The sequence below is a fragment of the Rhizobium sp. AC44/96 genome, from assembly GCF_001692185.1.
Classification (GTDB): Bacteria; Pseudomonadota; Alphaproteobacteria; order Rhizobiales; family Rhizobiaceae; genus Rhizobium.
In genome coordinates this window covers 638672-663010 of the sequence record NZ_LXKO01000014.1, presented here as the reverse complement: position 1 = coordinate 663010, position 24339 = coordinate 638672, and the positions used below count along the sequence as shown (strand labels likewise).

General features: G+C 61.6%; 21 protein-coding genes and 2 pseudogenes. 20 read left to right on the top strand and 3 right to left on the bottom strand.

Annotation, left to right across the window (positions count from 1 at the left end; all coding sequences use genetic code 11):
* Positions 1 to 92: 92 nt before the first annotated feature.
* Positions 93 to 1568, top strand: a pseudogene (locus A6U87_RS15600) (aminotransferase class V-fold PLP-dependent enzyme); the annotation flags it as partial.
* Positions 1569 to 1759: 191 nt separating this feature from the next.
* Positions 1760 to 2539: an ABC transporter ATP-binding protein gene (locus tag A6U87_RS15595; RefSeq protein WP_065692140.1), complete on the top strand. Its 780-nt coding sequence runs from the start codon at positions 1760 to 1762 to the stop codon at positions 2537 to 2539.
* A 122-nt stretch (positions 2540 to 2661) separates the two neighbouring features.
* Here the strand turns inward: A6U87_RS15595 and rhaI are convergent, their stop codons facing one another.
* The gene (gene rhaI, locus A6U87_RS15590) at positions 2662 to 3954 is read right to left on the bottom strand and encodes an L-rhamnose catabolism isomerase (RefSeq protein WP_065692139.1); all 1293 of its coding nucleotides are present in this window, start codon (positions 3952 to 3954) and stop codon (positions 2662 to 2664) included.
* Positions 3955 to 4017: 63 nt separating this feature from the next.
* Complete coding sequence (locus A6U87_RS15585) at positions 4018 to 6114, bottom strand: bifunctional rhamnulose-1-phosphate aldolase/short-chain dehydrogenase (protein ID WP_065692138.1); 2097 nt, start codon at positions 6112 to 6114, stop codon at positions 4018 to 4020.
* Between the two features lie 199 nt (positions 6115 to 6313).
* Here A6U87_RS15585 and A6U87_RS15580 point away from each other — a divergent pair, with 199 nt between their 5' ends.
* From A6U87_RS15580 to A6U87_RS15525, 12 genes and pseudogenes are all read left to right on the top strand, one after another.
* Positions 6314 to 7123 carry a DeoR/GlpR family DNA-binding transcription regulator gene (locus A6U87_RS15580; protein WP_065692137.1) on the top strand — a complete coding sequence of 270 codons (810 nt, stop codon included), beginning with the start codon at positions 6314 to 6316 and terminating at the stop codon, positions 7121 to 7123.
* Positions 7124 to 7173: 50 nt separating this feature from the next.
* Positions 7174 to 8169, top strand: a complete 996-nt coding sequence (rhaS, locus tag A6U87_RS15575; protein WP_056813430.1) for a rhamnose ABC transporter substrate-binding protein — start codon at positions 7174 to 7176, stop codon at positions 8167 to 8169.
* Positions 8170 to 8241: 72 nt separating this feature from the next.
* Positions 8242 to 9777 (top strand): sugar ABC transporter ATP-binding protein, encoded by a 1536-nt coding sequence (locus A6U87_RS15570; RefSeq protein WP_065692136.1) that lies wholly within the window; start codon positions 8242 to 8244, stop codon positions 9775 to 9777.
* Positions 9778 to 9787: 10 nt separating this feature from the next.
* Positions 9788 to 10789, top strand: a complete 1002-nt coding sequence (locus A6U87_RS15565; RefSeq protein ID WP_065692135.1) for an ABC transporter permease — start codon at positions 9788 to 9790, stop codon at positions 10787 to 10789.
* The gene (locus tag A6U87_RS15560; RefSeq protein WP_065692134.1) at positions 10786 to 11799 is read left to right on the top strand and encodes an ABC transporter permease; all 1014 of its coding nucleotides are present in this window, start codon (positions 10786 to 10788) and stop codon (positions 11797 to 11799) included. The genes A6U87_RS15565 and A6U87_RS15560 overlap by 4 nt, the downstream gene beginning before the upstream one ends.
* Positions 11796 to 12116, top strand: coding sequence for an L-rhamnose mutarotase (gene rhaM, locus A6U87_RS15555; RefSeq protein ID WP_065692133.1), 321 nt, complete (start codon positions 11796 to 11798; stop codon positions 12114 to 12116). Before A6U87_RS15560 ends, rhaM begins: the two co-directional genes overlap by 4 nt.
* Complete coding sequence (locus A6U87_RS15550) at positions 12113 to 13495, top strand: FGGY-family carbohydrate kinase (RefSeq protein ID WP_065692132.1); 1383 nt, start codon at positions 12113 to 12115, stop codon at positions 13493 to 13495. The genes rhaM and A6U87_RS15550 overlap by 4 nt, the downstream gene beginning before the upstream one ends.
* An 81-nt stretch (positions 13496 to 13576) precedes the next feature.
* Positions 13577 to 14344, top strand: coding sequence for a fumarylacetoacetate hydrolase family protein (locus tag A6U87_RS15545; protein ID WP_065692131.1), 768 nt, complete (start codon positions 13577 to 13579; stop codon positions 14342 to 14344).
* A gap of 78 nt (positions 14345 to 14422) precedes the next feature.
* On the top strand, positions 14423 to 14938 hold the full coding sequence (locus tag A6U87_RS15540) for a hypothetical protein (protein WP_244499503.1): 516 nt from the start codon (positions 14423 to 14425) through the stop codon (positions 14936 to 14938).
* A 99-nt stretch (positions 14939 to 15037) separates the two neighbouring features.
* Complete coding sequence (locus A6U87_RS15535; RefSeq protein WP_065692130.1) at positions 15038 to 15961, top strand: DnaJ C-terminal domain-containing protein; 924 nt, start codon at positions 15038 to 15040, stop codon at positions 15959 to 15961.
* Positions 15958 to 16290 (top strand): chaperone modulator CbpM, encoded by a 333-nt coding sequence (locus A6U87_RS15530; protein WP_065692129.1) that lies wholly within the window; start codon positions 15958 to 15960, stop codon positions 16288 to 16290. Before A6U87_RS15535 ends, A6U87_RS15530 begins: the two co-directional genes overlap by 4 nt.
* A 70-nt stretch (positions 16291 to 16360) precedes the next feature.
* Positions 16361 to 16844: pseudogene (locus A6U87_RS15525) on the top strand (cupin domain-containing protein).
* A gap of 9 nt (positions 16845 to 16853) precedes the next feature.
* On the opposite strand, the gene A6U87_RS15520 reads toward A6U87_RS15525, so the two are convergent.
* Positions 16854 to 18059: an ROK family transcriptional regulator gene (locus tag A6U87_RS15520; RefSeq protein WP_065692128.1), complete on the bottom strand. Its 1206-nt coding sequence runs from the start codon at positions 18057 to 18059 to the stop codon at positions 16854 to 16856.
* 218 nt (positions 18060 to 18277) lie between these two features.
* Here A6U87_RS15520 and A6U87_RS15515 point away from each other — a divergent pair, with 218 nt between their 5' ends.
* From A6U87_RS15515 to A6U87_RS15490, 6 genes are all read left to right on the top strand, one after another.
* Positions 18278 to 19516, top strand: coding sequence for an extracellular solute-binding protein (locus A6U87_RS15515; protein ID WP_065692127.1), 1239 nt, complete (start codon positions 18278 to 18280; stop codon positions 19514 to 19516).
* A 73-nt stretch (positions 19517 to 19589) separates the two neighbouring features.
* Entirely contained in the window at positions 19590 to 20474 is an 885-nt protein-coding gene (locus A6U87_RS15510) for a carbohydrate ABC transporter permease (RefSeq protein ID WP_065692126.1), read from the top strand.
* Positions 20474 to 21319: a carbohydrate ABC transporter permease gene (locus A6U87_RS15505; RefSeq protein WP_065692125.1), complete on the top strand. Its 846-nt coding sequence runs from the start codon at positions 20474 to 20476 to the stop codon at positions 21317 to 21319. Before A6U87_RS15510 ends, A6U87_RS15505 begins: the two co-directional genes overlap by 1 nt.
* Complete coding sequence (locus A6U87_RS15500; RefSeq protein WP_065692124.1) at positions 21316 to 22338, top strand: SIS domain-containing protein; 1023 nt, start codon at positions 21316 to 21318, stop codon at positions 22336 to 22338. Before A6U87_RS15505 ends, A6U87_RS15500 begins: the two co-directional genes overlap by 4 nt.
* Positions 22339 to 23265, top strand: coding sequence for a PfkB family carbohydrate kinase (locus A6U87_RS15495; RefSeq protein ID WP_065692123.1), 927 nt, complete (start codon positions 22339 to 22341; stop codon positions 23263 to 23265).
* Complete coding sequence (locus tag A6U87_RS15490) at positions 23265 to 24335, top strand: ABC transporter ATP-binding protein (protein ID WP_065692122.1); 1071 nt, start codon at positions 23265 to 23267, stop codon at positions 24333 to 24335. Before A6U87_RS15495 ends, A6U87_RS15490 begins: the two co-directional genes overlap by 1 nt.
* The last annotated feature ends 4 nt before the right edge of the window (positions 24336 to 24339 follow it).

Here is a 24339-nt window from a genome sequence, read left to right as displayed (position 1 = left end):
CCGTAATAAAAATGCCAAAAAATAGGTGAGTTTTTTGAGCCTGAAGCAGATTAGATTCGACGTCAATACCTACACGCGGGAGGACGTTCGAAATGCAGGCCCAAGCTGTCCCTTGTCATCCGGGTGAAAACTCTACTCCGCTGGCCCGTTTTCGCCATGCCTTGGCGGCCGGCTCGGTCATGACCGACCTGCGCGACGGCCTGATCGGCGCCACGGCTCAGGTGGAGGGCCCCTATGGGATGAAGAACCTCGTCTACGCCGACTACGTTGCTTCCGGTCGGGCACTGCGCCAGATCGAAACCTTCGTGCTTGAGGAGGTTCTGCCCTACTACGCCAACAGTCACACCGAAGCATCGTTCTGCGGCGGGTTCATGACCCGGATGCGGCGCGAAGCGCGGGCGATGATCGGCGAGTTCTGTGGCGCGACGCAGGAGCATGCGGTGATTTTCACCGGATCCGGTGCGACCGCCGGTCTCAACCGACTTGTTGCGCTTTTTGGCGTGCGCGAGGCCGCCGTGGCAGGCAAAGCTGTACGGATCATCATCGGACCCTACGAGCACCATTCCAACATTCTTCCCTGGCGCGAGAGCGGCGCGGAGATCATCGAACTGGCCGAGGCTCCGACCGGCGGTCCGGATCTTTCCCAGCTGGAAGACGCCCTTCAGGGCGCCTCTACGCGCCCAACCATCTGCACGCTCTCCGCAGCCTCGAACATTTCAGGCATAGCCAGCGACGTCGCCGGTATCACACGCGTGGTGAAGGCGGCAGGCGCCAAAATGATCTGGGACTTCGCGGGCGCCGGCCCGTATCTGCCAATATCGATGACGCCGGGCGACGTGGCAGAGATCGATGCCATCGTGGTGTCACCACATAAGTTCATCGGCGGGCCCGGGGCATCAGGGATCTTGATCGTGCGCCGCGATAGCGTTGTTGCGACAAAACCATCTTGGCCCGGCGGCGGGACCGTCAAGTTCGTCAGCCCGGAGTGCCATGACTACAGCGACAGCCTGGAGACACGCGAAGAAGCAGGCACGCCGAATGTCGTCGGCGATATCAGGGCAGCACTTGCATTCATCGTCAAAGACGCGATCGGCATGGATCGAATGCAGAAGCGCAATCGTGAACTGACGCAGCGCGCGTTCTCGGCCTGGCGCGACGTGTCGCAGCTGGAACTCCTGGGGCTTCCCGGCCCCGAGCGGCTGCCGATCTTTTCCTTCCGTGTCAGAAACGGCAGCGGCGGATACGTGCATCAGCAACTGATTACCCGCATGCTCAGCGATCGTTTCGGCATACAGGCACGCGGAGGCTGCGCCTGCGCTGGACCTTACGTGCACCGGCTCCTCGATATCGATGCGCAACAATCCGAGCGCATCCGGTCGGCCATTCTGGCTGGCGACGAGATGCAGAAGCCCGGTTTCACGCGGCTGAACTTCAGCGTGCTGCTATCGGACGAAAAGGTCGACTTCATCATCGGCTCGGTGGCCAAACTCGCGGCGGACGCGGCCACGTTCGAAGGGGACTATGGCTTTGACCCAGCCCGCGCGATCTTCTATCCGGTCGCCCTCGAAACCAGGGCCTCGTCTACGCGACAGCCTGATGGCTCGAGGGCCGCTGGCTCGGCGCAATGGACGTGGCCATCGGCTGAGTCCAACTCAATAAAGCATGCTGAATAGCACTGGTAAGTTGACAAAGTTGGTAAAGTTTAGCAGAGCGCTAGTCGCCGTGTTCGGCACCCGAGAGCCAGCTAGAGATACCGCACATGTCCACGCCATTCCTCACCATGTCGCAGATTACCTATCGCGCGGAAGGAAAGACCATCCTTTCGGGAATAGACCTGACACTTGAGCGCGGACGCGTCTATGGCTTGGTGGGCCAGAACGGCAGCGGCAAGAGCACGCTTCTGAAGATCATGGCGCGGCAGGTCACACCGACGTCCGGCACCGCCAGCCTGCAGGGCGAAGCCTTGACAAATTGGGGCAGCCGCGCGTTCGCGCGCTTGGTCGCCTACATGCCGCAGTTTACCCCGCACACCGATGGCATGACCGTCAGCGAACTGGTGGCCCTCGGTCGTTTCCCCTGGCATGGAACGCTCGGTCGGTTCACGAGCAGCGACCGCAAGCTGGTCGAAGACGCAATCGATAGGACCGATCTCGCGCGCTTCGCGGATAGTTCCGTCGCAAGCATGTCGGGCGGTGAGAGGCAGCGCGCATGGATTGCGATGATGCTCGCACAGAATGCGCAATGCCTGCTTCTCGATGAGCCGACGTCAGCCCTCGATCTCCTGCATCAGGACGGCGTTCTGGCTCTCCTGCGAGAGATCAGCCACGAGCGCGGACTGACGATCGTCGTCGTCCTTCACGATATCAATTTGGCGGCGCGCTATTGTGACGAAATCGTCGCCCTGAAGAGCGGCCAAATCTCCGCACACGGGACGCCGGCGGAAATCGTGCGGTTCGATGTGCTGAAGTCGGTTTTCGGAGTGGAGATGGGCGTCTTTCCGCATCCCGTCAGCAACGATCCCATCAGCTACATCCTTTAGCTGAGTACTCCGGCCGTCCCAGCCCGCTAGGCGGCTCGACATCTCGCCACCGGGCACTCCCCAAAACGAAACCGGGCCACTGCTTTTTCAGCAGCGGCCCGGCGAGATAGGCCTTGGGAGGCTCAGATGATACCGCCGCTGCCGCCGACGGATGCAGGACGCTCCGCGGCGACCTTCTTGCGATAGCCGCTGACGCGGTAGGTGGCGACCGGATCGATCGCGCCGCCGGCGCGACGGCGGGCTTCTGCCAGGATCGGCTCGACATCGGTGCGATAACCGCGCTTCAGCGTCTCTGTCGCCATCAGGGCGTCATTTTCGTCCTGGAAGCCTGTGAGAGCCTTGCGGTCAACAATCAGCGCCTGCGCGTAGGCGCGGCGGATTTCGTTGGCGCTGTTGATCAGGCTTTCGATGGGATCGGTCACGTTATGCGACTGGTCGATCATGTGTGCCGGGTTGAAGTCGTTGACGCCGCGCTGCTCGGCCTCGACCAGTTCGTTGAAGACGAGGAACAGGCGGTAAGGCTCGATCGAACCGGCATCGAGGTCGTCGTCGCCATACTTCGAGTCGTTGAAGTGGAAGCCGCCGAGCTTGCCGAACTGGATCAGGCGGGCAACGATCATCTCAATGTTGGTGTTCGGCGCATGGTGGCCGAGGTCGACAAGGCAGTGCGCCTTCGGCCCGAGCGTCTGGGCGATCAGGTAGTTGGTGCCCCAGTCCTGTACGACCGTCGAGTAGAAGGCCGGCTCGTACATCTTGTGTTCGGAGAACAGCTTCCAATCGTCAGGCAGCGCCTTGTAGATGTCGGCCATCGAGGCGAGGTAGCGTTCGAAGGCCTTCGTGAAGTTGCTCTGGCCCGGGAAGTTCGAGCCATCGCCGACCCAGACGGTCAGCGCCTTGGAGCCGATCGCCTTGCCGATCTCGATGCATTCGATGTTGTGCTCGATGGCCTGCGCGCGGGTTGCCGCGTCGGTGTGGCTGAGCGATCCATACTTGTAGGAATGGGCCTGGCCGGGCGCGTCGGAGAAGGTGTTGGAATTCATCGCGTCGAAGCCGAGGCCGAGCTGATCGCCCTTTGCCTTCAATTCCTTGACGTCGGTCTTGTCCCACGGAATGTGGAGCGAGACGTTCGGCGTGGCGCGCGTCAGCTCGTTGATGACGGAGCAATCGTCGAGCTTGTCAAAGATGCCGCGCGGCTCGCCAGTGCCCGGGAAGCGGGCAAAGCGCGTGCCACCGGTGCCGACGCCCCAAGAGGGAACGGCCACGAAGAATTCGGAGACGCGGCGCGTGATGTTTTCAATGTCTACGCCACGGCGCGAAAGATTGGCGCCCAGCGCTTCATAATCGGATTTGAGCGCGGATGCGCGCTTGTCGTTTTCCTGCGCAATCACATCCTGCGCGATTTTGGACTCGGCCATGAGTTCCTCCCGAGATATTTGGATGAGACGCGGCGGGCATGACGCCCGCCGCAGCAACTTGATTTAGCGCGGGAAGCTCTGCGCGTTGCCGGCATCGACGTTGATGATGTTGCCGGTGGACTTTGCCGAGAGATCCGACGCCAGGAAGTAGATTGCTTCGGCGATGTCTTCAGGGAAGACGTTGAGCTTCAGCATGGAGCGCTTGCGGTAGTGCTCCTCCAGCTCGTTGATTTCGATCTTCGACGATGCCGCACGCTGTTCGCGCCACTCGCCGTTCCAGATCTTCGATCCGCGCAGGACCGCATCCGGGTTGACAGTGTTGACGCGAATGCCAGCTTCCGCGCCTTCAAGCGCCAGGCAACGGGCGAGATGGATCTCGGCAGCCTTGGCCGTGCAATACGCAGCGGCGTTCGGCGACGATGCCAGGCCGTTCTTGGAGGCGACGAACACGACGTTGCCGCCGAGGTTCTGCTTGCGGAAAAGGCGGAAGGCTTCGCGCGACACGAGGAAATAGCCAGTTGCCAGAATGTCGATGTTCTTGTTCCACATCGAAAGCTCGGTGCTTTCGATCGGCGCAGACGAAGCGATACCAGCGTTGGACACGAGGATATCAACGCCGCCGAACTCGACGCAGGCTTCCGCGAAGGACGAGATCACGCCGTCTTCCTTGGTCACGTCGAGCTTGACGCCACGAACGGCATCCGCGCCGAACTGCTTGGCGAAATCGGCCTTCGTGTTGTCGAGCGCTTCCTGGTCGATATCGGCCAGAACCACGCAGGCACCCTCGCCGATCAGGCGGGCAGCCGTCGCGCGACCGATGCCACCGGCGCCGCCAGTGACGAAGGCAACCTTGCCGGCCAGGCTCTTCGGCTTCGGCATACGCTGAAGCTTGGCTTCCTCGAGCAGCCAGTATTCAATGTCGAAGGCTTCCTGCTCGGGAAGGCCCTGATACTCCGAAACGGTCGAGGCGCCGCGCATGACGTTGATGGCGTTGACGTAAAACTCGCTGGCGATGCGCGCCGTGGCCTTGTCGCGAGCAAAGGACAGCATGCCGACGCCGGGAACTAGGAAGATGACCGGGTTCGCATCGCGCATGGCGGGCGAATTGTCATGCTTGCAGTCGTTGTAGTAGCGCGCGTAGTCGGCGCGGTAGTCTTCGAGAGCCTTGTCGAGACCGGCAACGATCGCATCCACATCCGGCTTTGCCGGGTCGAAGTCGACGATCAGCGGGCGGATCTTGGTGCGCAGGAAGTGGTCCGGGCAGCTGGTGCCGAGCGCGCCGAGCGGTGCCAAGTTCTTCGAGTTGACGAACTCGAGAACGGCGTCCTGATCGTCGAAGTGACCGAGCTTGCGCTCCGCCTTGCCGATGCGGCCGCGAATCTCGGGCATCAGGCGGGCTGCGATGGCACGGCGCTCTTCAACCGGAAGGCTCTTGGCGACGGCGCCGCCGAAAATGGTCTTGCCTTCGGTCTTCTCGGCAAACCAGACGATCGCCTTGTTGATGATGTCGAGCGTCAGCTCGTAGCAGGCCTTTGCGTCATTCGCCCAGGTGAAGAGACCATGGCTTTCGAGCACGACGCCCTTGGAATTCGGGTTCGCCTTGACGAAGGCTTCGAGGTCGAGGCCGAGCTGGAAGCCCGGGCGGCGCCAGGGCAGCCAGCCGATATCAGCGCCGAAAATCTGCTGCGTCAATTCCTTGGAGTTCTTCGAGGCAGCGATTGCGATGATCGCATCGGGATGCATGTGGTCGACATGCGTGAAGGGCACGAAACCATGCAGCGGAGTGTCGATGGAAGCGGCGCGGCTGTTGAGGTTGTAGGTGCAATGCGGGAGGAAGCCGACCATGCGGTCTTCGTCTTCAACGCCCTTGTAGATGCCCTTCAGCGAGTCGAGCTTTTCTTGGTAGAGGGTGGCGAAGCCGTCGAGCTTGATGGTGCCGACGTCGCCGCCCGAACCCTTGACCCAGAGAACCTTGACCTTCTCGCCGGTGAGCGGGTCGGTTTCCATGACCTTGGCAGAGGTGTTGCCGCCGCCATAGTTGGTGATGCGCTTGTCAGCACCCAGCAGATTCGAGCGATAAAGCAGCTTTCCAGGCTCATCGAGGCCTGCTGCATATGAATCGTCCCAACGATTATCAAGAAGCCGGACGGTTGCCGCCATGTCATCCTCCCATGTAAAATTTCTTGGACGCACGAACGAACTCCGCGCCCTTTGCGGTGACGGTATCGCTCATCGAAATGGACATTGTCAATCGAAAACGATCAAATTCGATTATTGTGCAGCGCAATATGAAATTTCTTGATCGTTTTTGATTGACACATTGTCACAACTGCGAAATAAGCAAGCTAGGAGGAACCCCATGCACGAACGCGAACGCCATCGCATCATACTGAGCGCCGTTCAGGAAAAGTCTGTCATCACGATTCAGGATATTTCCGAATTGACAGAGGCTTCCGAGGCGACGATCCGGCGTGACATAGCGGCCCTTCATGTGCAGGGGAAGATCCGTCGCGTGCGGGGTGGCGCCGAGGCTGTGCATCCGCCACAGCTCGGGAATCTCGCCGGGCGCCCTTTCCGGGTTTCAGAATCAGTCAACATCGATAAAAAACGCTCAATCGCGCGCGCAGCCGTCGATCTGTGCGATCCGGGCGATGCGATCATCATCAATGGTGGCACGACCACCTTCCAGATGGTGCATTTCATGGCCGCCCATCGCATGCAGGTCATGACCAACTCGTTTGCGATCGCCGAGCATCTGGTCAAGCACTCGAAGAACACGGTTACCGTGCCCGGTGGCGTGATCTATCGCGAGCAGAGCCTGATCCTGTCGCCGTTCGACAATGACGCGATCCGCAATTTCTATGCGCGCCGTTTCTTCATCGGCGCGCAGGGCGTCGGTCCGCTCGGGATCATGGAAGCCGACGCGCAGATCATTCAGAGCGAACAGAAGCTGATGCACCAGGCCGACGAACTCGTCGTCATGGTCGATTCCAGCAAGTTTAACCGCCGGTCGAGCCTCATTCTGTGCCCGCTCGACCGTGTTTCGACGATCATTACCGACGACGGCATTCCCGAGGAAGCCGGACGGATGATCGAAGATGCGGGTATCAAGCTCGTCGTTGCGAGCACGATCTCGCAAGCGAAGGAGGATTCCTCGTCGGTCGCATGAGTGGCACCGGCAGGATGTATTCAAGTCTTAACAACGTGGGAGGATAAAGCATGAAACTCGCAAAAACACTGGCAGTAGGCGTTGCCTTTGCCGTCGCCTTGATGGCAGGCGCTGCAAGCGCCAAGGACATCAAGATCGGCCTGGTGGTGAAGTCTCTCGGTAACGGCTTCTTCGAAGCCGCCAACAAGGGCGCACAGGAAGCAGCCAAGGAACTCGGCGGCGTAGAAGTCATCTACACCGGCCCGACCTCGACGACGGCCGAAGGCCAGATCGAAGTCATCAACTCGCTGATCGCTCAGGGCGTTGACGCTATCGCGATCTCCGCCAACGATCCGGACGCTGTCATCCCGGCCCTCAAGAAGGCCAAGCAGCGCGGCATCAAGGTCATCTCCTGGGATTCCGGTGTCAACAAGGACGGCCGTATCCTGCAGCTGAACCCGTCGTCGAACGAACTGATCGGCAAGATGTGCCTGACGCTCGTCAAGGACCACCTGGAAGGCGGCAAGGGCGATTTCGCCATCCTGTCTGCAACCACCACCTCGACGAACCAGAACATCTGGATCGGTGAGATGAAGAAGCAGCTCAAGGACTTCGCCGGCATGAACCTCGTCACCACCGTTTACGGCGACGACCTTTCGGACAAGTCCTATCGTGAAGCCGAAGGCCTGCTGAAGTCCAACCCGAACGTCAAGGTCATCGTCGCTCCGACGACGGTCGGCGTTCTGGCCGCTTCCAAGGTTGTCGAAGACAAGGGTCTCGTCGGCAAGGTCTACGTAACAGGTCTTGGCCTGCCGTCCGAAATGGCCGGTGCGATCAAGTCTGGTGCGACGAAGGAATTCGCGATCTGGAACCCGATCGACCTCGGCTACTCCGCAACGCAGATCGCCTATCACCTCGTAAAGGGTGACGCGACCGGCAAGCCGGGCACCGAAATCGAAGCCGGCCGCATGGGCAAGATCAAGGTTGATGAAAAGGGCGAAGCCGCAATGGCCGATCCGTTCATCTACAACGCTTCGAACATCGACCAGTTCTCGAAGGTTTTCTAAGCCTCGCTTGGACGAACCAAACCCGGCGGTTCAGGCCGCCGGGACTTTCCCATTGAACACTGGTAAACGCTGATGAACACTGCCCTTCAACAACCTGTCGCGGACGTCAACGCCGCTGATGCACCCGCCATCCTGGAGATGCGCGGCATCTCGCAGATCTTCCCCGGCGTGAAGGCGCTCGACAACGTCAGCATCGCGCTCTATCCCGGCAAGGTCACTGCTCTGATCGGCGAAAACGGCGCCGGCAAGTCGACACTCGTCAAGATCCTGACCGGCATCTACCGGCCGAACGAAGGCGAGATCATCGTCGACGGCAAGCCGACCAGTTTTGCCAACGCACAGGCTGCGATCGACGCAGGCGTGACCGCGATCCATCAGGAAACCGTGCTGTTCGACGAGCTGACGGTTGCCGAAAACATTTTCCTCGGCCACGCGCCGAGAACGAAATTCCGCACGATCGACTGGAAGCTGATGAACAGCCGCGCCAAGGCGCTGCTCACCTCGCTCGAAAGCAACATCGATCCGACGATCCGCCTGAAGGACCTCTCGATTGCGCAGCGCCATCTCGTGGCGATCTCCCGCGCGCTCTCGATCGAGGCCCGCATCGTCATCATGGACGAGCCGACCGCGGCCCTGTCGCGCAAGGAAATCGACGATCTCTTCCGCATCGTCGAAGGCCTGAAGGCACAGGGCAAGGCGATCCTCTTCATCAGCCACAAGTTCGACGAACTCTACGAGATTGCCGACAACTTCGTCGTGTTCCGCGACGGCAAGGCCGTCGGCCACGGCAAGCTGAAGACCACGCCACAGGACGACATCGTTCGGCTGATGGTCGGCCGCGATGTCGAGAATGCTTTCCCGAAGATCGACGTCGCCATCGGCGCGCCGGTCCTGCAGGTCGAGAAGTACTGTCACCAGACGGAGTTCCGCGATATTTCGCTGACGCTGCGCAAGGGCGAGATCCTGGGCATCTATGGCCTGATCGGCGCCGGTCGTTCCGAGCTTTGCCAGTCGCTGTTCGGCATCACCAAGCCTCTGTCAGGCAAGCTGACGCTCGACGGCCGCGAGATCAGCATCAACTCGCCGCTCGATGCGATCAAGGCCGGTATCGTCTATGTGCCGGAAGAGCGTGGTCGCCATGGCCTGGCGCTGCCGATGCCGATCTACCAGAACATGACGCTGCCTTCGCTCGGGCGCACCTCGCGCAAGGGCTTCCTGAAGGCCGCCAACGAGTTCGCGCTTGCCCGTAAATACGCCGAGCGTCTCGATCTGCGCGCCGCGGCCCTGTCGGTTCCCGTCGGCACGCTATCGGGCGGCAACCAGCAGAAGGTTGTCATCGGGAAGTGGCTGGCAACGCTGCCAAAGGTCATCATTCTCGACGAGCCGACCAAGGGTATCGACATCGGCTCTAAGGCTGCGGTGCATGGTTTCATCAGCGAGCTCGCCGCCGAAGGCCTGTCCATCATCATGATCTCGTCCGAGCTGCCTGAGATCATCGGAATGTCCGACCGGGTTCTTGTCATGAAGGAAGGCCTGTCTGCCGGTCTCTTCGAGCGCAAGGACCTGACGCCGGAAACGCTGGTGCGCGCTGCCACCGGTAACGCTTGAGGATACCAGCATGTCCAGACTCCTGAAAAAACGCGAAACGCTGCTATTCATCATCATTGCGGTGATGATCGCGGTCTTCTCGACGCGAGCCCAGGGCTTCGCGACGCCTGGCAACCTCGCCGGCATCTTCAACGACACGTCGATCCTGATCATCCTGGCGCTTGCGCAGATGACGGTCATCCTGACCAAGTCGATCGACCTGTCCGTCGCCGCCAATCTCGCCTTCACCGGCATGGCGATCGCGATGCTGAACGCCGCCCATCCGGATCTGCCGCTGATCGTGCTGATCCTCGCCGCCGTCCTGATTGGCGCCTTTCTCGGCGCGATCAACGGCTTCCTGGTGTGGGCGCTTGAAATTCCGCCGATCGTCGTGACACTCGGCACGCTGACCATCTATCGCGGCATGGCCTTCGTGCTGTCCGGCGGTGAATGGGTGAATGCGCATCAGATGACGCCGACATTCCTCAATGTGCCGCGCACGGTGGTACTCGGCATGCCGATCCTGAGCTGGGCTGCGATCATCATTGTCGCCCTGATCTACATGCTGTTGAAATACACCCAGTTCGGCCGCTCGACCTATGCTGCCGGCGGCAATCCGACCGCGGCCGTCTATGCCGGTATCGATGTCGGCTGGACGAAATTCCTCGCCTTCGTGCTATCAGGTGCGCTGGCTGGCCTTGCAAGCTATCTCTGGGTGTCGCGCTACGCCGTCGCCTATGTCGATATCGCCAACGGCTTCGAGCTCGATAGCGTCGCCGCGTGTGTCATCGGCGGCATCTCGATTGCCGGCGGCGTTGGCTCCGTGATCGGCACTGTGCTCGGCGCCCTCTTCCTCGGTGTCATCAAGAACGCACTGCCCGTCATCGGCATCTCGCCGTTCACGCAAATGGCAATCTCCGGCACCGTCATCATCCTCGCCGTCGTCTTCAACGCAAGACGCGAGCGCAATCGCGGCCGCATCATCCTGCGTGACAAGGCCGCAGCCGAGACCCCAGCAGAGGTGGCAGCATGAGCACCGTCGTTTCCACCCCGAGCGAAAAGCGCGTCATTCCGGACCGCTTGGGAACTCCGTTCAAGCGCATCATGTCGAGCTGGGAAGTCCTCCTCTTCGGTGTCGCCGTCCTGATCTTCATCTTCAATTCGCTGGCATCGCCCTACTTCCTGGATGCCTGGAACCTGTCCGACGCGACCTTCAACTTCACTGAAAAGGCGATGATCGCCTTTGCCATGGCGCTGCTCGTCATTTCAGGTGAGATCGATCTGTCGGTCGCGGCCATCATCGCGCTCGCCTCGACCGCCATGGGTGCTGCCGCCCAGGCTGGCGTCGGAGCGCCCGGCCTCGTTGCCATCGGCGTCGGTGTCGGCCTGCTTTGTGGCATGTTCAATGGCTTCCTGGTCTCGGTGCTGAAACTGCCGTCTATCGTCGTGACCATCGGCACGATGAGCCTGTTTCGCGGCATTTCCTACATCGTCCTCGGCGATCAGGCGTATGGTGGTTACCCGGAAGATTTCGCCTTCTTCGGCCAGGGCTATGTCGTCTGGGTCTTTTCCTTCGAATTCGTGCTCTTCATCGTGCTGGCGATCGCATTCGCGATCCTGCTGCACGCCACGAACTTCGGCCGTCAGGTCTATACGATCGGCAACAATGATTTCGCTGCTCGCTTCTCCGGCATCCCGGTCGAGCGCGTGAAGTTCATTCTCTTCGTGTTGACCGGCGTCATGAGCGGCATCGCATCCGTCTGCCTGACCTCCCGTCTCGGCTCGACCCGTCCGTCGATCGCGCAGGGCTGGGAGCTTGAAGTCGTGACCATGGTTGTTCTCGGTGGCGTCTCGATCCTCGGCGGTTCCGGCAAGATCGGCGGCGTTGTCATCGCGGCCTTCGTCATGGGTCTCGTCACCTTCGGTCTCGGCCTCCTCAACGTTCCCGGCATTGTCATGTCGATCTTCATCGGCCTGCTGCTGATCATCACCATCGCGATCCCGATCATCGCGCGCCGTATCAAAGCCATGAGCTCCAAATGACCTTGGAAAAGCACGCCTTCAAGATGACACTCAACCCCGGCATGGAAGCCGAGTACAAGAAGCGTCATGACGAGATCTGGCCGGAACTGGTCGATCTGCTGCACCAGTCCGGCGCCAGCGACTACTCGATCCACCTGGACCGTGAGACCAACACGCTCTTCGGCGTTCTGACGCGCACGAGCGACAACACCATGGCAAGTCTCCCCGAGCACCCCGTCATGAAGAAGTGGTGGGCGCATATGGGGGACATCATGGCGACCAACCCGGACAATTCTCCCGTCCAGAGCGATCTCGTCACCGTCTTCCACATGCCATGACCGATAAACCGACATACAGCCGCATCGCCGTCCTCGACATCGGCAAGACCAATGCGAAGGTCGTCGTTCTCGATGGCAGCACCGGTGCCGAGATTGCTGCGGTAAAGACGCCGAACACAGTCATCAGGGACGGCATTTATCCGCATTACGATATCGAGGCTCTCTGGGCGTTCACGCTTGGCGCTCTCAAGAACTTTGCGCAGCAGCCCGGCTTCGATGCAATCTCGATCACGACCCACGGCGCCTCGGCGGCGTTGCTGGACGCCAAGGGCGATCTGGCCATGCCGGTGCTGGACTATGAGCACGCTTACCCGCAAGAGATCGTCGACGCCTATGCCCAACTCCGGCCGCCCTTCGAGGAAACCTTCTCGCCGCACCAGGCGATGGGGCTGAATGTCGGCGCGCAACTGCATTATCAGAAGACGGCCTTCGCCGATGACTTCGCGCGGGTCGCCGCCATCGTGACCTATCCGCAGTACTGGGCTGCACGCCTGACGGGCGTCCTGTCGAATGAAGTGACGTCGCTTGGTTGCCACACCGACCTCTGGAACCCCAGGGACGGTCGCTATTCCTCGCTCGTCGATACGCTCGGAATTCGCGACCTGATGGCGCCGATCCGTTCCGCCTTCGATGCGCTCGGACCCGTCCTGCCTGAGATTGCCGACAGCATCGGACTGAAGGGCAACGTACCCGTCTATTGCGGCATCCACGATTCAAACGCGTCGTTGCTGCCCCATCTCGTCAGCCGGCCAGCGCCCTTTTGCGTGGTCTCGACCGGCACCTGGGTGATCAACTTCGGCGTCGGTGGTGACCTCGAGCATCTCGACCCCAGGCGCGATGCGCTGGCCAATGTCGATGCCTATGGTCGCGCCGTGCCCTCCTCGCGCTTCATGGGCGGTAGGGAATTCGAGATTTTGTCGGCAGAGATCGGCCCGGCATCCCCTGACGACGCGTCTGCAGCGCTTGCCGCGGTGATCAGCAAGGGTCTGATGCTGCTGCCGAACATCGCCCCCGGCTCCGGCCCCTTCCCGGGCAAGGCCGCGCGCTGGATCAACGCCGAGGATGCAAGCGCTGCTGAACGCTACGCCGGCATGTGCTGCTATCTCGCGCTGATGAACGAGGCCTGCCTTGAGCTGATCGGCGCCGGCGGCCCGACCATCGTGGAAGGCCCGTTCTCGCTCAACGATACCTACCTGACGATCCTGGCCGCCCTGACCGGACGACCCGTCATCGCAGTGCCGGGATCCACCGGCACCAGCCAGGGTGCAGCCTTGCTGACAGGAGTAAAGCCGCCGACGGGAGCGGAAAGACAGTTCGTACCCTTGGAAATACCGGGGCTCGCGGCCTATCGCCGCGCCTGGTATGCGGCGATGGCATAACAGTCTTTCCAATCATCCCCTCGCCCCATCCGACCGTTGCCGATAGAGTGGCGACTCATAAAACGATGGAGGAGACACACCATGGCAGGCTCAGCCGCCGCACCTTTCGATCCCCGCGCCTTGGCAGCCCGGCTCCACAGCCTGCATCGCGCGGGCAAACAGGCGCCGACGGCAAGTTTCTCGCTGCCTGGCGATCTGCATCACGCGATGGACGCTCAGAACTTTCTCGCCGCCGATGAGGGGATCGCGAGCAATGCCTGGAAGGTGACGGTTTCTCCTGACGGTCAGGCCGTTACCGCTCCCCTGCATCCTTATGTCCAGGCGGATTCCGGCGCCCAGATTCCCTGGCACAAGGGGATCAAGTTCGAAGCCGAGATTGCCGTGCGCCTCGGAAAGGATCTGCCGGTGCGCCACAATGGCAGCTACACCAGGGCTGAACTGGTCGATGCCATTGCCACGGTTCATCTGGGCGCGGAACTGTTGGTGAGCGCGATCGAGGAGAGCGGCAAGGATTCGTTCCTGCTTTTCCTGGCCGACCGCCTCGGCAACAGCGGCTACGTCCTCGGCCCGACAGTCGCCAAATCGGCGATCGACACAGCCAGCGGAACGCCGCTGAAGGTTACGCTGAACGGACAGTCGATCTACGAGGCCCCGGCGCAGCATCCCAAGGGCGACGTCCTCACCTGGCTCTTGGCCTACGCCAATGACGGCCTGAGGCCCGACAGTTCGCTCAAGGCGGGTGCGCTTGTCACGACGGGAACGCTGTGCGGTGCGATCGAACTTGAAGCCCCAGGAACGATCGAAATCGTCCTTGATGGCGAGACGCGCCTGCACCTGACCGTCGCCTAATCATACCACCGGACGAAAGTCGGGAACTTTGCGCCCCCTTGTGCATTTATGAGCCATAATCGCACAAGGGGGAATGCCATGATACGCTTTGGCAGGCCGGTTCTCGCTTTGCTTTTCCTTGCGATCGCTTTCCCAGAAATCGTCTTTGCCGCCAACGAGGCGCCATTTCTGCAGTCGCTTGCCGGTGATTGGACCGGCGGAGGCATGATGAAGCGGACGACGGCTTCCTCTCCGATCAACCTGCGCTGCAATTTCCAATCCAAAGCCGACGGCCAGGCCCTCTCCATGAATGGGACCTGCAAGGGGCTTCTCGTTGTTTCCAGGGCGGTGTCGGCCAATATAGCCGTTACCGGCACACGCTATGCCGGCAAATACATCGGTCCTTCCGGCGGCGTATCGAGCCTGAATGGCGGCCGCAGCGGCGACGCGATCAATCTCGCCGTCACATGGTCCAAACTCATCAATGGCGATCGCACCGCCAGCATGACGATCCAGCGGCTCGGCAATGACGCGATCCGTATCCGGACCATCGACAAGGACCCTGACTCGGGCCAGCAGGTCGTGACCAGCGAGCTTAATCTCAAACGCAACTGATGTACTGCCGGGCGCCGCGGCGCCTCTCGTCGGAGCAAAGTCTCCAACCTATATATCGGCAAAAGCCGGCGATTTCCGCCGGATGAACCGGAGACATTTATGAGCCGCGATCCATACGAGCTTCTCGGCGTTAAGAAGGACGCCACGCAAAAAGAGATTCAGAGCGCATTTCGCAAGCTTGCCAAGAAACTACATCCCGATCTCAATCCCGGAGACAAGAGTGCCGAAGAGCGGTTCAAGCAGATCTCCGCTGCCTATGAAATTCTGAGCGACGAGGAAAAGCGCGGCCGTTTCGACCGGGGTGAGATCGACATCAATGGCGCGGAACAGGCACCGCGCAACTACTACCGCGAGTACGCGTCCGCGGATGGCGCCAGCGGCCCGTATCACAACAGCGGCGGCTTTGCCGATTTTGGCGAGAACGACGATGTCTTCTCGAGCTTCTTTTCCCGGCGTGCTCACGGCGGTCGGGAATTCCGCGCGCAAGGCGGTGACAGGCACTTCTCGATGGAAGTGGACTTCCTCGATGCGGTGAACGGCACGAAAACCCAGATCAGACTGCCTGATGGCCCCGCGATCGACCTGCAGATACCGGCAGGTACCCGCGACGGCCAGACCTTGAGATTGAAGGGCAAGGGAGATCCGGGCATCGGCGGTGCAGCCTCCGGCGATGCGCTGGTTGAAATCCACGTCCGGCCGCATCGTTTTTATGTGCGCGATGGCGATGACATCCGCTTCGAGCTGCCGATCTCGCTTTCGGAGGCGGTGCTGGGCGGCAAGGTGCGTGTGCCGACGCCATCGGGCGCCGTGAACCTGACTCTGCCCGCCAATTCCAACAGCGGCAAGGTCTTGCGGTTGAAGGGCAAGGGAGTGCCGAAGCGCGGCGGAGGCGCCGGCGACATCTATGTGTCGCTAAAGATCGTCCTGCCCGACGTACCCGACCAGCAGCTGACGGACTTCATGAACAGCTGGACACCCGCCAACCCGCAGGATCCGCGAAAGAGCATGGGAGATCAGTCATGAACGACCTTGAATTCCGCCGTTACCTGAAAATCGACGTCACCGTGCTGGATATCTGGGTCGAACAGGGATGGCTTGTCCCCGATGCGCACACCGGCACCCGCGAGTTCCGGGATGCCGATGTCGCCCGTGGACGGCTCATCCTCGATCTGACGCGGAGCATGGGCGTCAACGAAGCGGGCGTCGATCTCATCATCGACTTGGTGGACCAGATTCATGGTCTGCGCGGGACCCTTCGGGATCTGGTCACGGCGATGGATCAGCAGGACGACGACGTCAAGCGCAGGCTGCGCGAGAAGCTCGACGATCTTTCCGGCATTCGCGGCATCTGACCGATCGTGCTTGCCCGGATAGGGTGCGGGCCTATGATGCGCTGATGATACCTCGCCAAGGAGACGACGATTGACCAGCGATCATGGCGACCACGATCACCACGCCCCCATCGATTGGCGCGAGCATGGCGTCCAGGTTATTCCCGGCAATGCGCTCGACCCAAACACGGCGCAGACGCCGGGCATGAGCCGCGCGACAGCCATCGACAATGCGCGCGCCGGCGCCGAGAAGATCTGGGCGGGCACCGTGACCATCCGTGCCAATGCCAAGACAGGCGCTCATCATCATGGCGACCTCGAAAGCATCATCTATGTCGTGAAGGGGAAAGCACGAATGCGTTGGGGTGACCACCTGGAATATACCGCGGAAGCAGGCCCGGGCGATTTCATCTTTGCCACCCTACGTGCCACATCAGGAGATAAACGCGAGCAAGACCGAAACGCTGGAATGCGTGGTAGTTCGTTCAGGCCAGGATCCTGTCGTGGTCAATCTGGACATAGAACCGATCGAGAAGCCTGAGGACGTACGCTGGATCGATCCCATTCACCGATGAACGCCGGTCTTAGAGCGAATCCTTGAGGATCGCCGAGAACCTCGGATCAAACGCCCGGCTGATCGGCTCGGCGGCTGCACCGAGCGCCACGACCCACGGATCCGTCATGCCGAGCTGCAGACGCGGGATCGATCGGCCGCGACGATCGGCGATCGACGGCAGAAGCGGCTGCATGGCGGCAAGCAGGCGGCTTGCCAGCGCCTCCGGTGCTCCGCCGCACAGGATCACCGTCTGAGGATCGAAGATAGTCTCGATCAGATGCACGCTCCAGCGCAGATCCGTTGCCGCCGCCTCGATCCAGGACCGGACCCTCGGATCATCCTTGGCCGCGAGATTGTTGACCGTGTCGTAGACCGTTGGATCGGCAGGATCGATTTCCAGATGCTCGTACAGCGACGAAAGCGCGGCCCGGTGTTCGAGCGGCGTGGCGTTGCCGCTCGGCGACAACAGCGCCATGCCGATCTCGCCGGCATTGCCGTTTCCTCCGCTATAGAGCTCGCCGCCCAGGATGAGGCCGGCGCCGATACCGTAGCCGAGATAGAGACATACCGCGTGATCGAGCCCGTGCGCGGCACCGATCATCCGCTCGGCCGTGGCACAGGCGGCAGCGTCGTTCTGCAGTCCGACATTCAGCCCCGTTCCGGTTGCCAAAGTCTCCAGAAGTGGAAAGCTCTGCCATGCGCCCATCATCCACGGGTCGTCACCCGCCGTCTCGAGGCCGAATGGCCCCGGCATTGCTGCGCCAAGACCCACAAGGCGACGCTCCGACTGTTTCGCCAGGCCCGAGAGATCGCGGCGCACCGTTTCCACGAGGTCAAGAATGACCTTGACGCCCTTGGCTGGGCCGCCGGCAGGAAGGTTCGCCTCTGCACGGGTCAGCACGTTGCCGACCAGGTCGACGGCGAGCGCCCGCGTGGTGTAGCGGTCGATCTGGAGGCCGATGGCAAATGCGCCTTCCGGCACGAGGACGTAGGGCGTCGATGGTTGCCCCCTGCCCTTTCTCACCGTCTCCTGAGAGCTCACGAGACCGTCGCGCTCCAGTTCGTCGATGATGTTCGAAACGGTCTGCTTCGTCAGTCTCGTCGCCCGCGCCAGATCGGCCCGCGACAGGGCGCCGTTGACCCTCAACGCGTCGATGATCACGCGCCGGTTATGGGCGCTGGTGCCTTCGTGGTTGGTACCGCTCTTGGCCCTGATCGGGCGGACGTCGTTCATACGCAATTCCCTCTTGACACCAGTAGAATATTGAAGAAGAAATAAGTCAAGACAATTGACTTAATAAGGAACCGGAGAGTTCCAGGGAACGCAGAGAGCGAGAATGCTCGGACGACGCTCCGAAATTCAGCACCGTCCACCGGTGCCTCTTCGATAGCCGATGGCGACGTACAGCCGCCCTCGGAAATGCGTGAATGTCAAAAAAACTGGAGGCTGGAATGTTGAAATCCTTAAACAAGACACTGCTCGGCGCAGCCCTGATCGGCGCGTCCTTTGCCCCGCATGCCTTTGCCGATACGACGATCAATGCGCTGTTCATGGCACAGGCGGCCTATAGCGAAGCTGACGTCCGCGCCATGACGGACGCTTTCACCAAGGCCAATCCCGACGTCAAGGTCAATCTCGAATTCGTTCCCTATGAAGGCCTGCACGACAAGACCGTGCTCGCGCAGGGTTCGGGTGGCGGTTACGACGTCGTCCTGTTCGACGTCATCTGGCCGGCCGAGTATGCGAGCAACAACGTTCTCGTCGATGTATCCTCGCGTATTGGCGACGACATGAAGAAGGGCGTCCTGCCCGGTGCCTGGACGACCGTCCAGTATGACGGCAAATACTACGGCATGCCTTGGATCCTCGACACCAAGTACCTCTTCTACAACAAGGAAATCCTCGAAAAGGCCGGCATCAAGACCCCGCCGAAGACCTGGGACGAGTTGACCGAGCAGGCGAAGACCATCAAGGACAAGGGCCTGCTGGCAACGCCGATCGCCTGGAGCTGGTCGCAGGCGGAAGCCGCGATCTGCGACTATACCACCCTCGTCAGCGCCTATAAGGGCGACTTCCTGAAGGACGGCAAGCCTGCCTTCCAGAGCGGCGGCGGTCTCGACGCGCTGAACTACATGGTCTCGAGCTACAAGTCCGGCCTGACCAACCCGAATTCCAAGGAATTCCTCGAAGAGGATGTCCGCAAGGTCTTTGAAAACGGCGACGCCGCCTTCGCGCTGAACTGGACCTACATGTACAACATGGCCAATGACCCGAAGGACAGCAAGGTCGCGGGCAAGGTCGGTGTCGTGCCGGCGCCGGGTGTTGCCGGCAAGAGCGAGGCATCCGCCGTCAACGGTTCGATGGGTCTCGGCATCACGGCCGCCAGCAAGCATCCTGACGAAGCCTGGAAGTACATCACGTTCATGACCTCGCAGGCGACCCAGAACCAGTATGCCAAGCTCAGCCTGCCGATCTGGGCATCGTCCTATGAAGATCCGGCTGTGACCAAGGGGCAGGAAGAGCTGATTTCCGCGGCCAAGGTCGGCCTCGCCGCCATGTATCCGCGCCCGACGACACCGAAGTACCAGGAGCTTTCGACCGCCCTCCAGCAGGCGATCCAGGAATCTCTGCTTGGCCAGTCGTCGCCCGAAGATGCGCTGAAGTCGGCTGCCGACAACAGCGGCCTCTAAGGCTTGCAAACACCAGGCGGCGCGACCGCCGCCTGGCTTCCGTTCCATTCCGATGAAGTGAGAGAGGGCGCCCATGTCCGGCACCTGGATGACAACCCGTGCGTGGCTTTTGATGTTGCCGCTGCTTGTGGTGATGATTGCCGTCATCGGATGGCCGTTGATCGACACCGTGACCCTCTCCTTTACCGACGCCAAGCTTGTCGGCACCGCGGGCAATTTCGTCGGCTTCGACAATTACGTGAAGATGATTTCCGGATCGAACTTCCAGCGTACGCTCGCAACGACGGCCTGGTTCGCGATCGTCTCGGTTGCCGCCGAAATGGTGCTCGGCGTTCTCGCGGCTCTGCTTCTCAACCAGAACTTCCACGGACGCGCGGTCCTGCGAGCCCTCATGATTCTTCCCTGGGCTCTGCCGACGGTGGTCAACGCGACCCTGTGGCGACTGATCTACAATCCCGAATATGGCGCGCTCAACGCAGCGCTCACCCAACTCGGCCTGATCGACGCCTACCGCTCCTGGCTTGGCGAACCGGGCACGGCGATGGCCGCGCTTATTCTGGCGGATTGCTGGAAGAACTTTCCCCTGGTGGCGCTGATTGCGCTTGCCGCCCTGCAGGCGGTTCCACGCGACATCACCGCAGCCTCTCTGGTCGATGGCGCCGGCCCCTTTTCCCGGTTCCGCTTCGTCATCCTGCCCTACCTCGCCGGCCCCTTGATGGTGGCGCTGGTTCTGCGCACGATCGAAGCGTTCAAGGTTTTCGACATCATCTGGGTGATGACGCGCGGCGGCCCTGCAAACAGCACGCGCACGCTTTCGATCCTGGTTTACCAGGAGGCATTCTCCTTCCAGCGGGCGGGCTCCGGCGCATCGCTCGCGCTGATGGTCACGCTGCTGGTGACGGTGCTTGCTGCCGCCTACGGCTTCCTTGTCCGCAAGACCGCTGGGAGTGCCGCCTGATGGAACGCAGAAGCCCGCTCTTTTCGATCTTCATCTATGTATGTGCGCTGATTCTGGCGGCCGTCATTCTGGCGCCGATACTCTGGCTCTTCATCATGAGCATTTCGCCAGCTGCCGACCTTGCCGCCAAGCCGTTGCGCTGGTGGCCACAGACCGCTGACTTTTCGCGTTACGCCGTCCTGCTCTCGACATTGGAAAACAGCGCCGGCGCAGCCTTCACCTCGTCGCTGCGCAACAGCATCGAAGTCGCGGGCATGGCAACGATCGCGGGGATTGCGCTTGCCATTCCTGCTGGCTGGGCTGTCTCGCGCACGCCCTCCGTCGGCTGGTCGCTGTCGATGGTGATCGCAACCTACATGCTGCCGCCGGTTGCCCTGGCCGTGCCGCTCTACATGGGCTTGTCGTATCTCGGCATGCTGAACAACGTCTTCGGCCTCGCGCTCGTCTATCTGACGATCCTGGCGCCCTTCACGACCTGGCTGATGAAATCCGGTTTCGATTCCATTCCCAAGGAGATTGAAGCCGCGGCGATGATTGATGGCGCCGGCCTGTTCCAGACGCTCCGGATCATCACGCTGCCGCTTGCCATGCCTGTGATGGCAACGTCAGCGCTGTTCGCCTTCCTGCTCGCCTGGGACGAATTCTTCTATGCGCTGTTGTTCACCTCCGACCAGCGCGCCAAGACACTCACGGTTGCCATTGCCGATCTGGCCGGCGGTCGTGTCTCCGACTACGGACTGATCGCGACCGCCGGTGTGCTTGCCGCCCTGCCACCGGTTCTGGTCGGTCTCGTCATGCAACGTGCCCTGATTTCGGGGCTGACCAGCGGCGGCGTCAAGGGATGACCATGACCAATCAGAAGACACGACCCAGCGGGCTTGTTGCAATCGATCGCGAGATGGCCCGCCAGTACGCCGATGCGCTTGCCTCCTACGAAGGCGCGAATGCCGCGGCTCAAGCTGTTGCGGCCTCGCTCAGGAAGACCGGGCGACTGTTGCTGCTTGGCATGGGTGGCTCCCATGCCGTTGGCCGCGCCGTAGAGCCGCTCTATCGCACGCTCGGCATCGACGCCATTGCCTTGCCGCTGTCTGAACAACTGGGGGAACCGCTGTCGCTCGAAGGACGCACGGTGCTCGTCACGTCGCAATCGGGCGAAAGCGCTGAGGTCGTGCGCTGGTTCGACGAAACCGGCGGCACGGCGGATACCTTCGGCCTGACGCTCGAGGGTGGTTCGTTCCTGGCCCGCACGGCGCCCTCTCTCGTCGGCGTCGGCGGTACCGAACTCGCCTTTGCCGCAACGCGCAGTCTCACCGTCACCTTCGCGCTGCACCTTGCTATCCTCGCAGCGTTGGGCGAGGAGCCGAGTGCTGCGATCGCAGCGCTGACCGCTCCGGAAGAACCCGGCATAGCTGATGCGCTTGCTGCGCTGGAAAACGTTGCCACTGTCGTGACATCGGGCCGGCGCTTGCAGGGTGTGGCCGAGGCGCTTGCGCTTGGCCTCACGGAGCTTTCGCGACGCCCCTGCTTCTCGCTCGAAGGCGGCCAGCTTCGCCACGGGCCAATGGAAATGCTTGGGCCGGCGATCGGCGTGGTTCTCTTCCGCGGCAAGGACAATACGGCCGGCCTGGTGACTGCCATGGCCGTGTCAGCCGTCGAGACCGGGGCTCCCGTCATCGTCTTCGACGCATCAGGCGAAGAGCCAGTCCCCGGCACCGTCACCTTGCCTTTCAAGCCGGCGACCGGTCTTGCGGCGGTCTTCGCGATGCTGCCGACGGCACAACGGCTGATGATCGCCTTTGCCGACGCTCGGGTCGACGACGCCGGCACGCCGGTGCGTTCGACCAAAATCACGCGGAGCGAATGAATGCGGCCGCTAGCTGTCATCGGCAACGTCAATGTCGACCTCATCCTCGGCCCCGCGGCACCCTGGCCGAAGGCCGGCACAGAAATCATTGTCGATCACGACGAGTTGCGAGTGGGCGGGGCTGCCGGAAACAGCGCGCTCGCCTGGGAGGCGCTTGGCATCGATTTCGAGATTGCCGCCAATGTCGGAAGTGACCAGTTCGGGCGCTGGCTGAGCGAAGCCTTCGGCAATAGAGCCGCCAGGTGGCCGGTCAGGCCGGAAGGCACGACGCTGTCTGTCGGCATCACGCATCCGGACGGGGAGCGCACCTTCTTCACGACCCGCGGCCACCTGCCGCGTTTCAGCCTCGCGGACGTCTTCGCAGTTGTCGATGGCACCACGCTCTCCGGTGGCTACGCGCTTCTCTGCGGCTCGTTCCTGACGGACGACCTGACCAATGCCTACGATGAACTGTTCGACTGGGCGACACAGCACCAGATCACGATGGCGCTCGATACCGGTTGGCCGCTGGATGGCTGGACCGACGAAAATTGCGCCGCTACCCGACGCTGGCTTTCGCGCTGCGGTATCGCGCTCCTCAACGAGGTCGAGTCGACGACGCTCGCCGGCCTTGATGATCCGATCGAAGCCGCGCATGAAATCAGGTCGCACATGCCCGAAGGCGCAATCGTCGTGGTCAAGCGCGGCCCGGATGGAGCGCTTGCGATCGGCCCAGACGGCCAGTTGTTTTCCGTCGACGCACCCGTGGTGAAGGTCGTCGATACGATTGGCGCCGGTGATGTTTTTAACGCCGGGTTCCTCGCCGCACTTGCCGCCGACAAGCCGCTTGCCGCCTGCCTGCAGGTGGGCACACGGGTTGCCTCGCGCGCCATATCCACCCTTCCCCGTTCATATGGCGGATCTGCCGTTTCCGAAGAGGCCGTTTGATGAGCGCGCTTGAAATCCAGAATATTCGCAAGACCTACGGCGAGGTCGAAACGCTGAAAGGCATCGATATCGCGCTCGAGAGCGGCGAATTCCTTGTCCTGCTTGGATCGTCCGGCTGTGGTAAGTCCACGCTGCTCAACATCATCGCCGGACTTGCCGAGGCGACGAGCGGCGACATCAGGATCGGCGGACGTTCGATCCTCGGGGTGCACCCGAAGGATCGCGACATCGCCATGGTGTTTCAGTCCTACGCGCTTTACCCGAACCTGACCGTGCACCGGAACATTGGCTTCGGTCTCGAGATGCGCAAGGTCGCCGCGGACGTGCGTGATAAGGCTGTGCGTGAGGCCGCCAGGCTGCTGCAGATCGAAAACCTGCTGGACCGCAAGCCAAGCCAGCTTTCGGGCGGCCAGCGCCAGCGCGTCGCGATCGGCCGCGCGCTTGTGCGCAAGCCGCAGGTTTTTCTTTTTGACGAACCGCTATCCAACCTCGACGCGAAGCTGCGCATGGAGATGCGTACCGAGCTGAAGCGCCTGCACCAGATGCTGAAGACGACCGTGGTTTACGTCACGCACGACCAGATCGAGGCGATGACGCTTGCCACCCGTATTGCCGTGATGCGGGACGGCCGCATCGAACAGCTCGCGACGCCCGAGGAAATCTACAATCGTCCTGCGACCCTCTATGTCGCCACCTTCGTCGGCGCGCCCCCGATGAACCTGCTGAACGTCACGGTCCGCGACGGCCAGTTGCAGATCGACGGCGGCGACAGCGTCCTGCCGGTACCGGCAACGGTGAAAGCGAACTTCACCAGCGGCCACAAGCTCGTTCTTGGCATTCGGCCGGAAGCGCTTCGCCTTGGCGGGGACGGCTCGTCCATTATGGCCAAATGCGAGGTCGCCGAGTTGACAGGCCCCGAGCTGGTGGTGACAGCCTTTGCAGGCTCACAGCGCCTGATGGCGGCGCTTCCGCCACGCACCCAGGTAGCGAGCGGCGAACAGCTGACGCTAGCGTTCGACCCGGAGGCCGTGCACTTGTTCGATCCTTCGACCGGACTGCGCTGCGACTGACGCG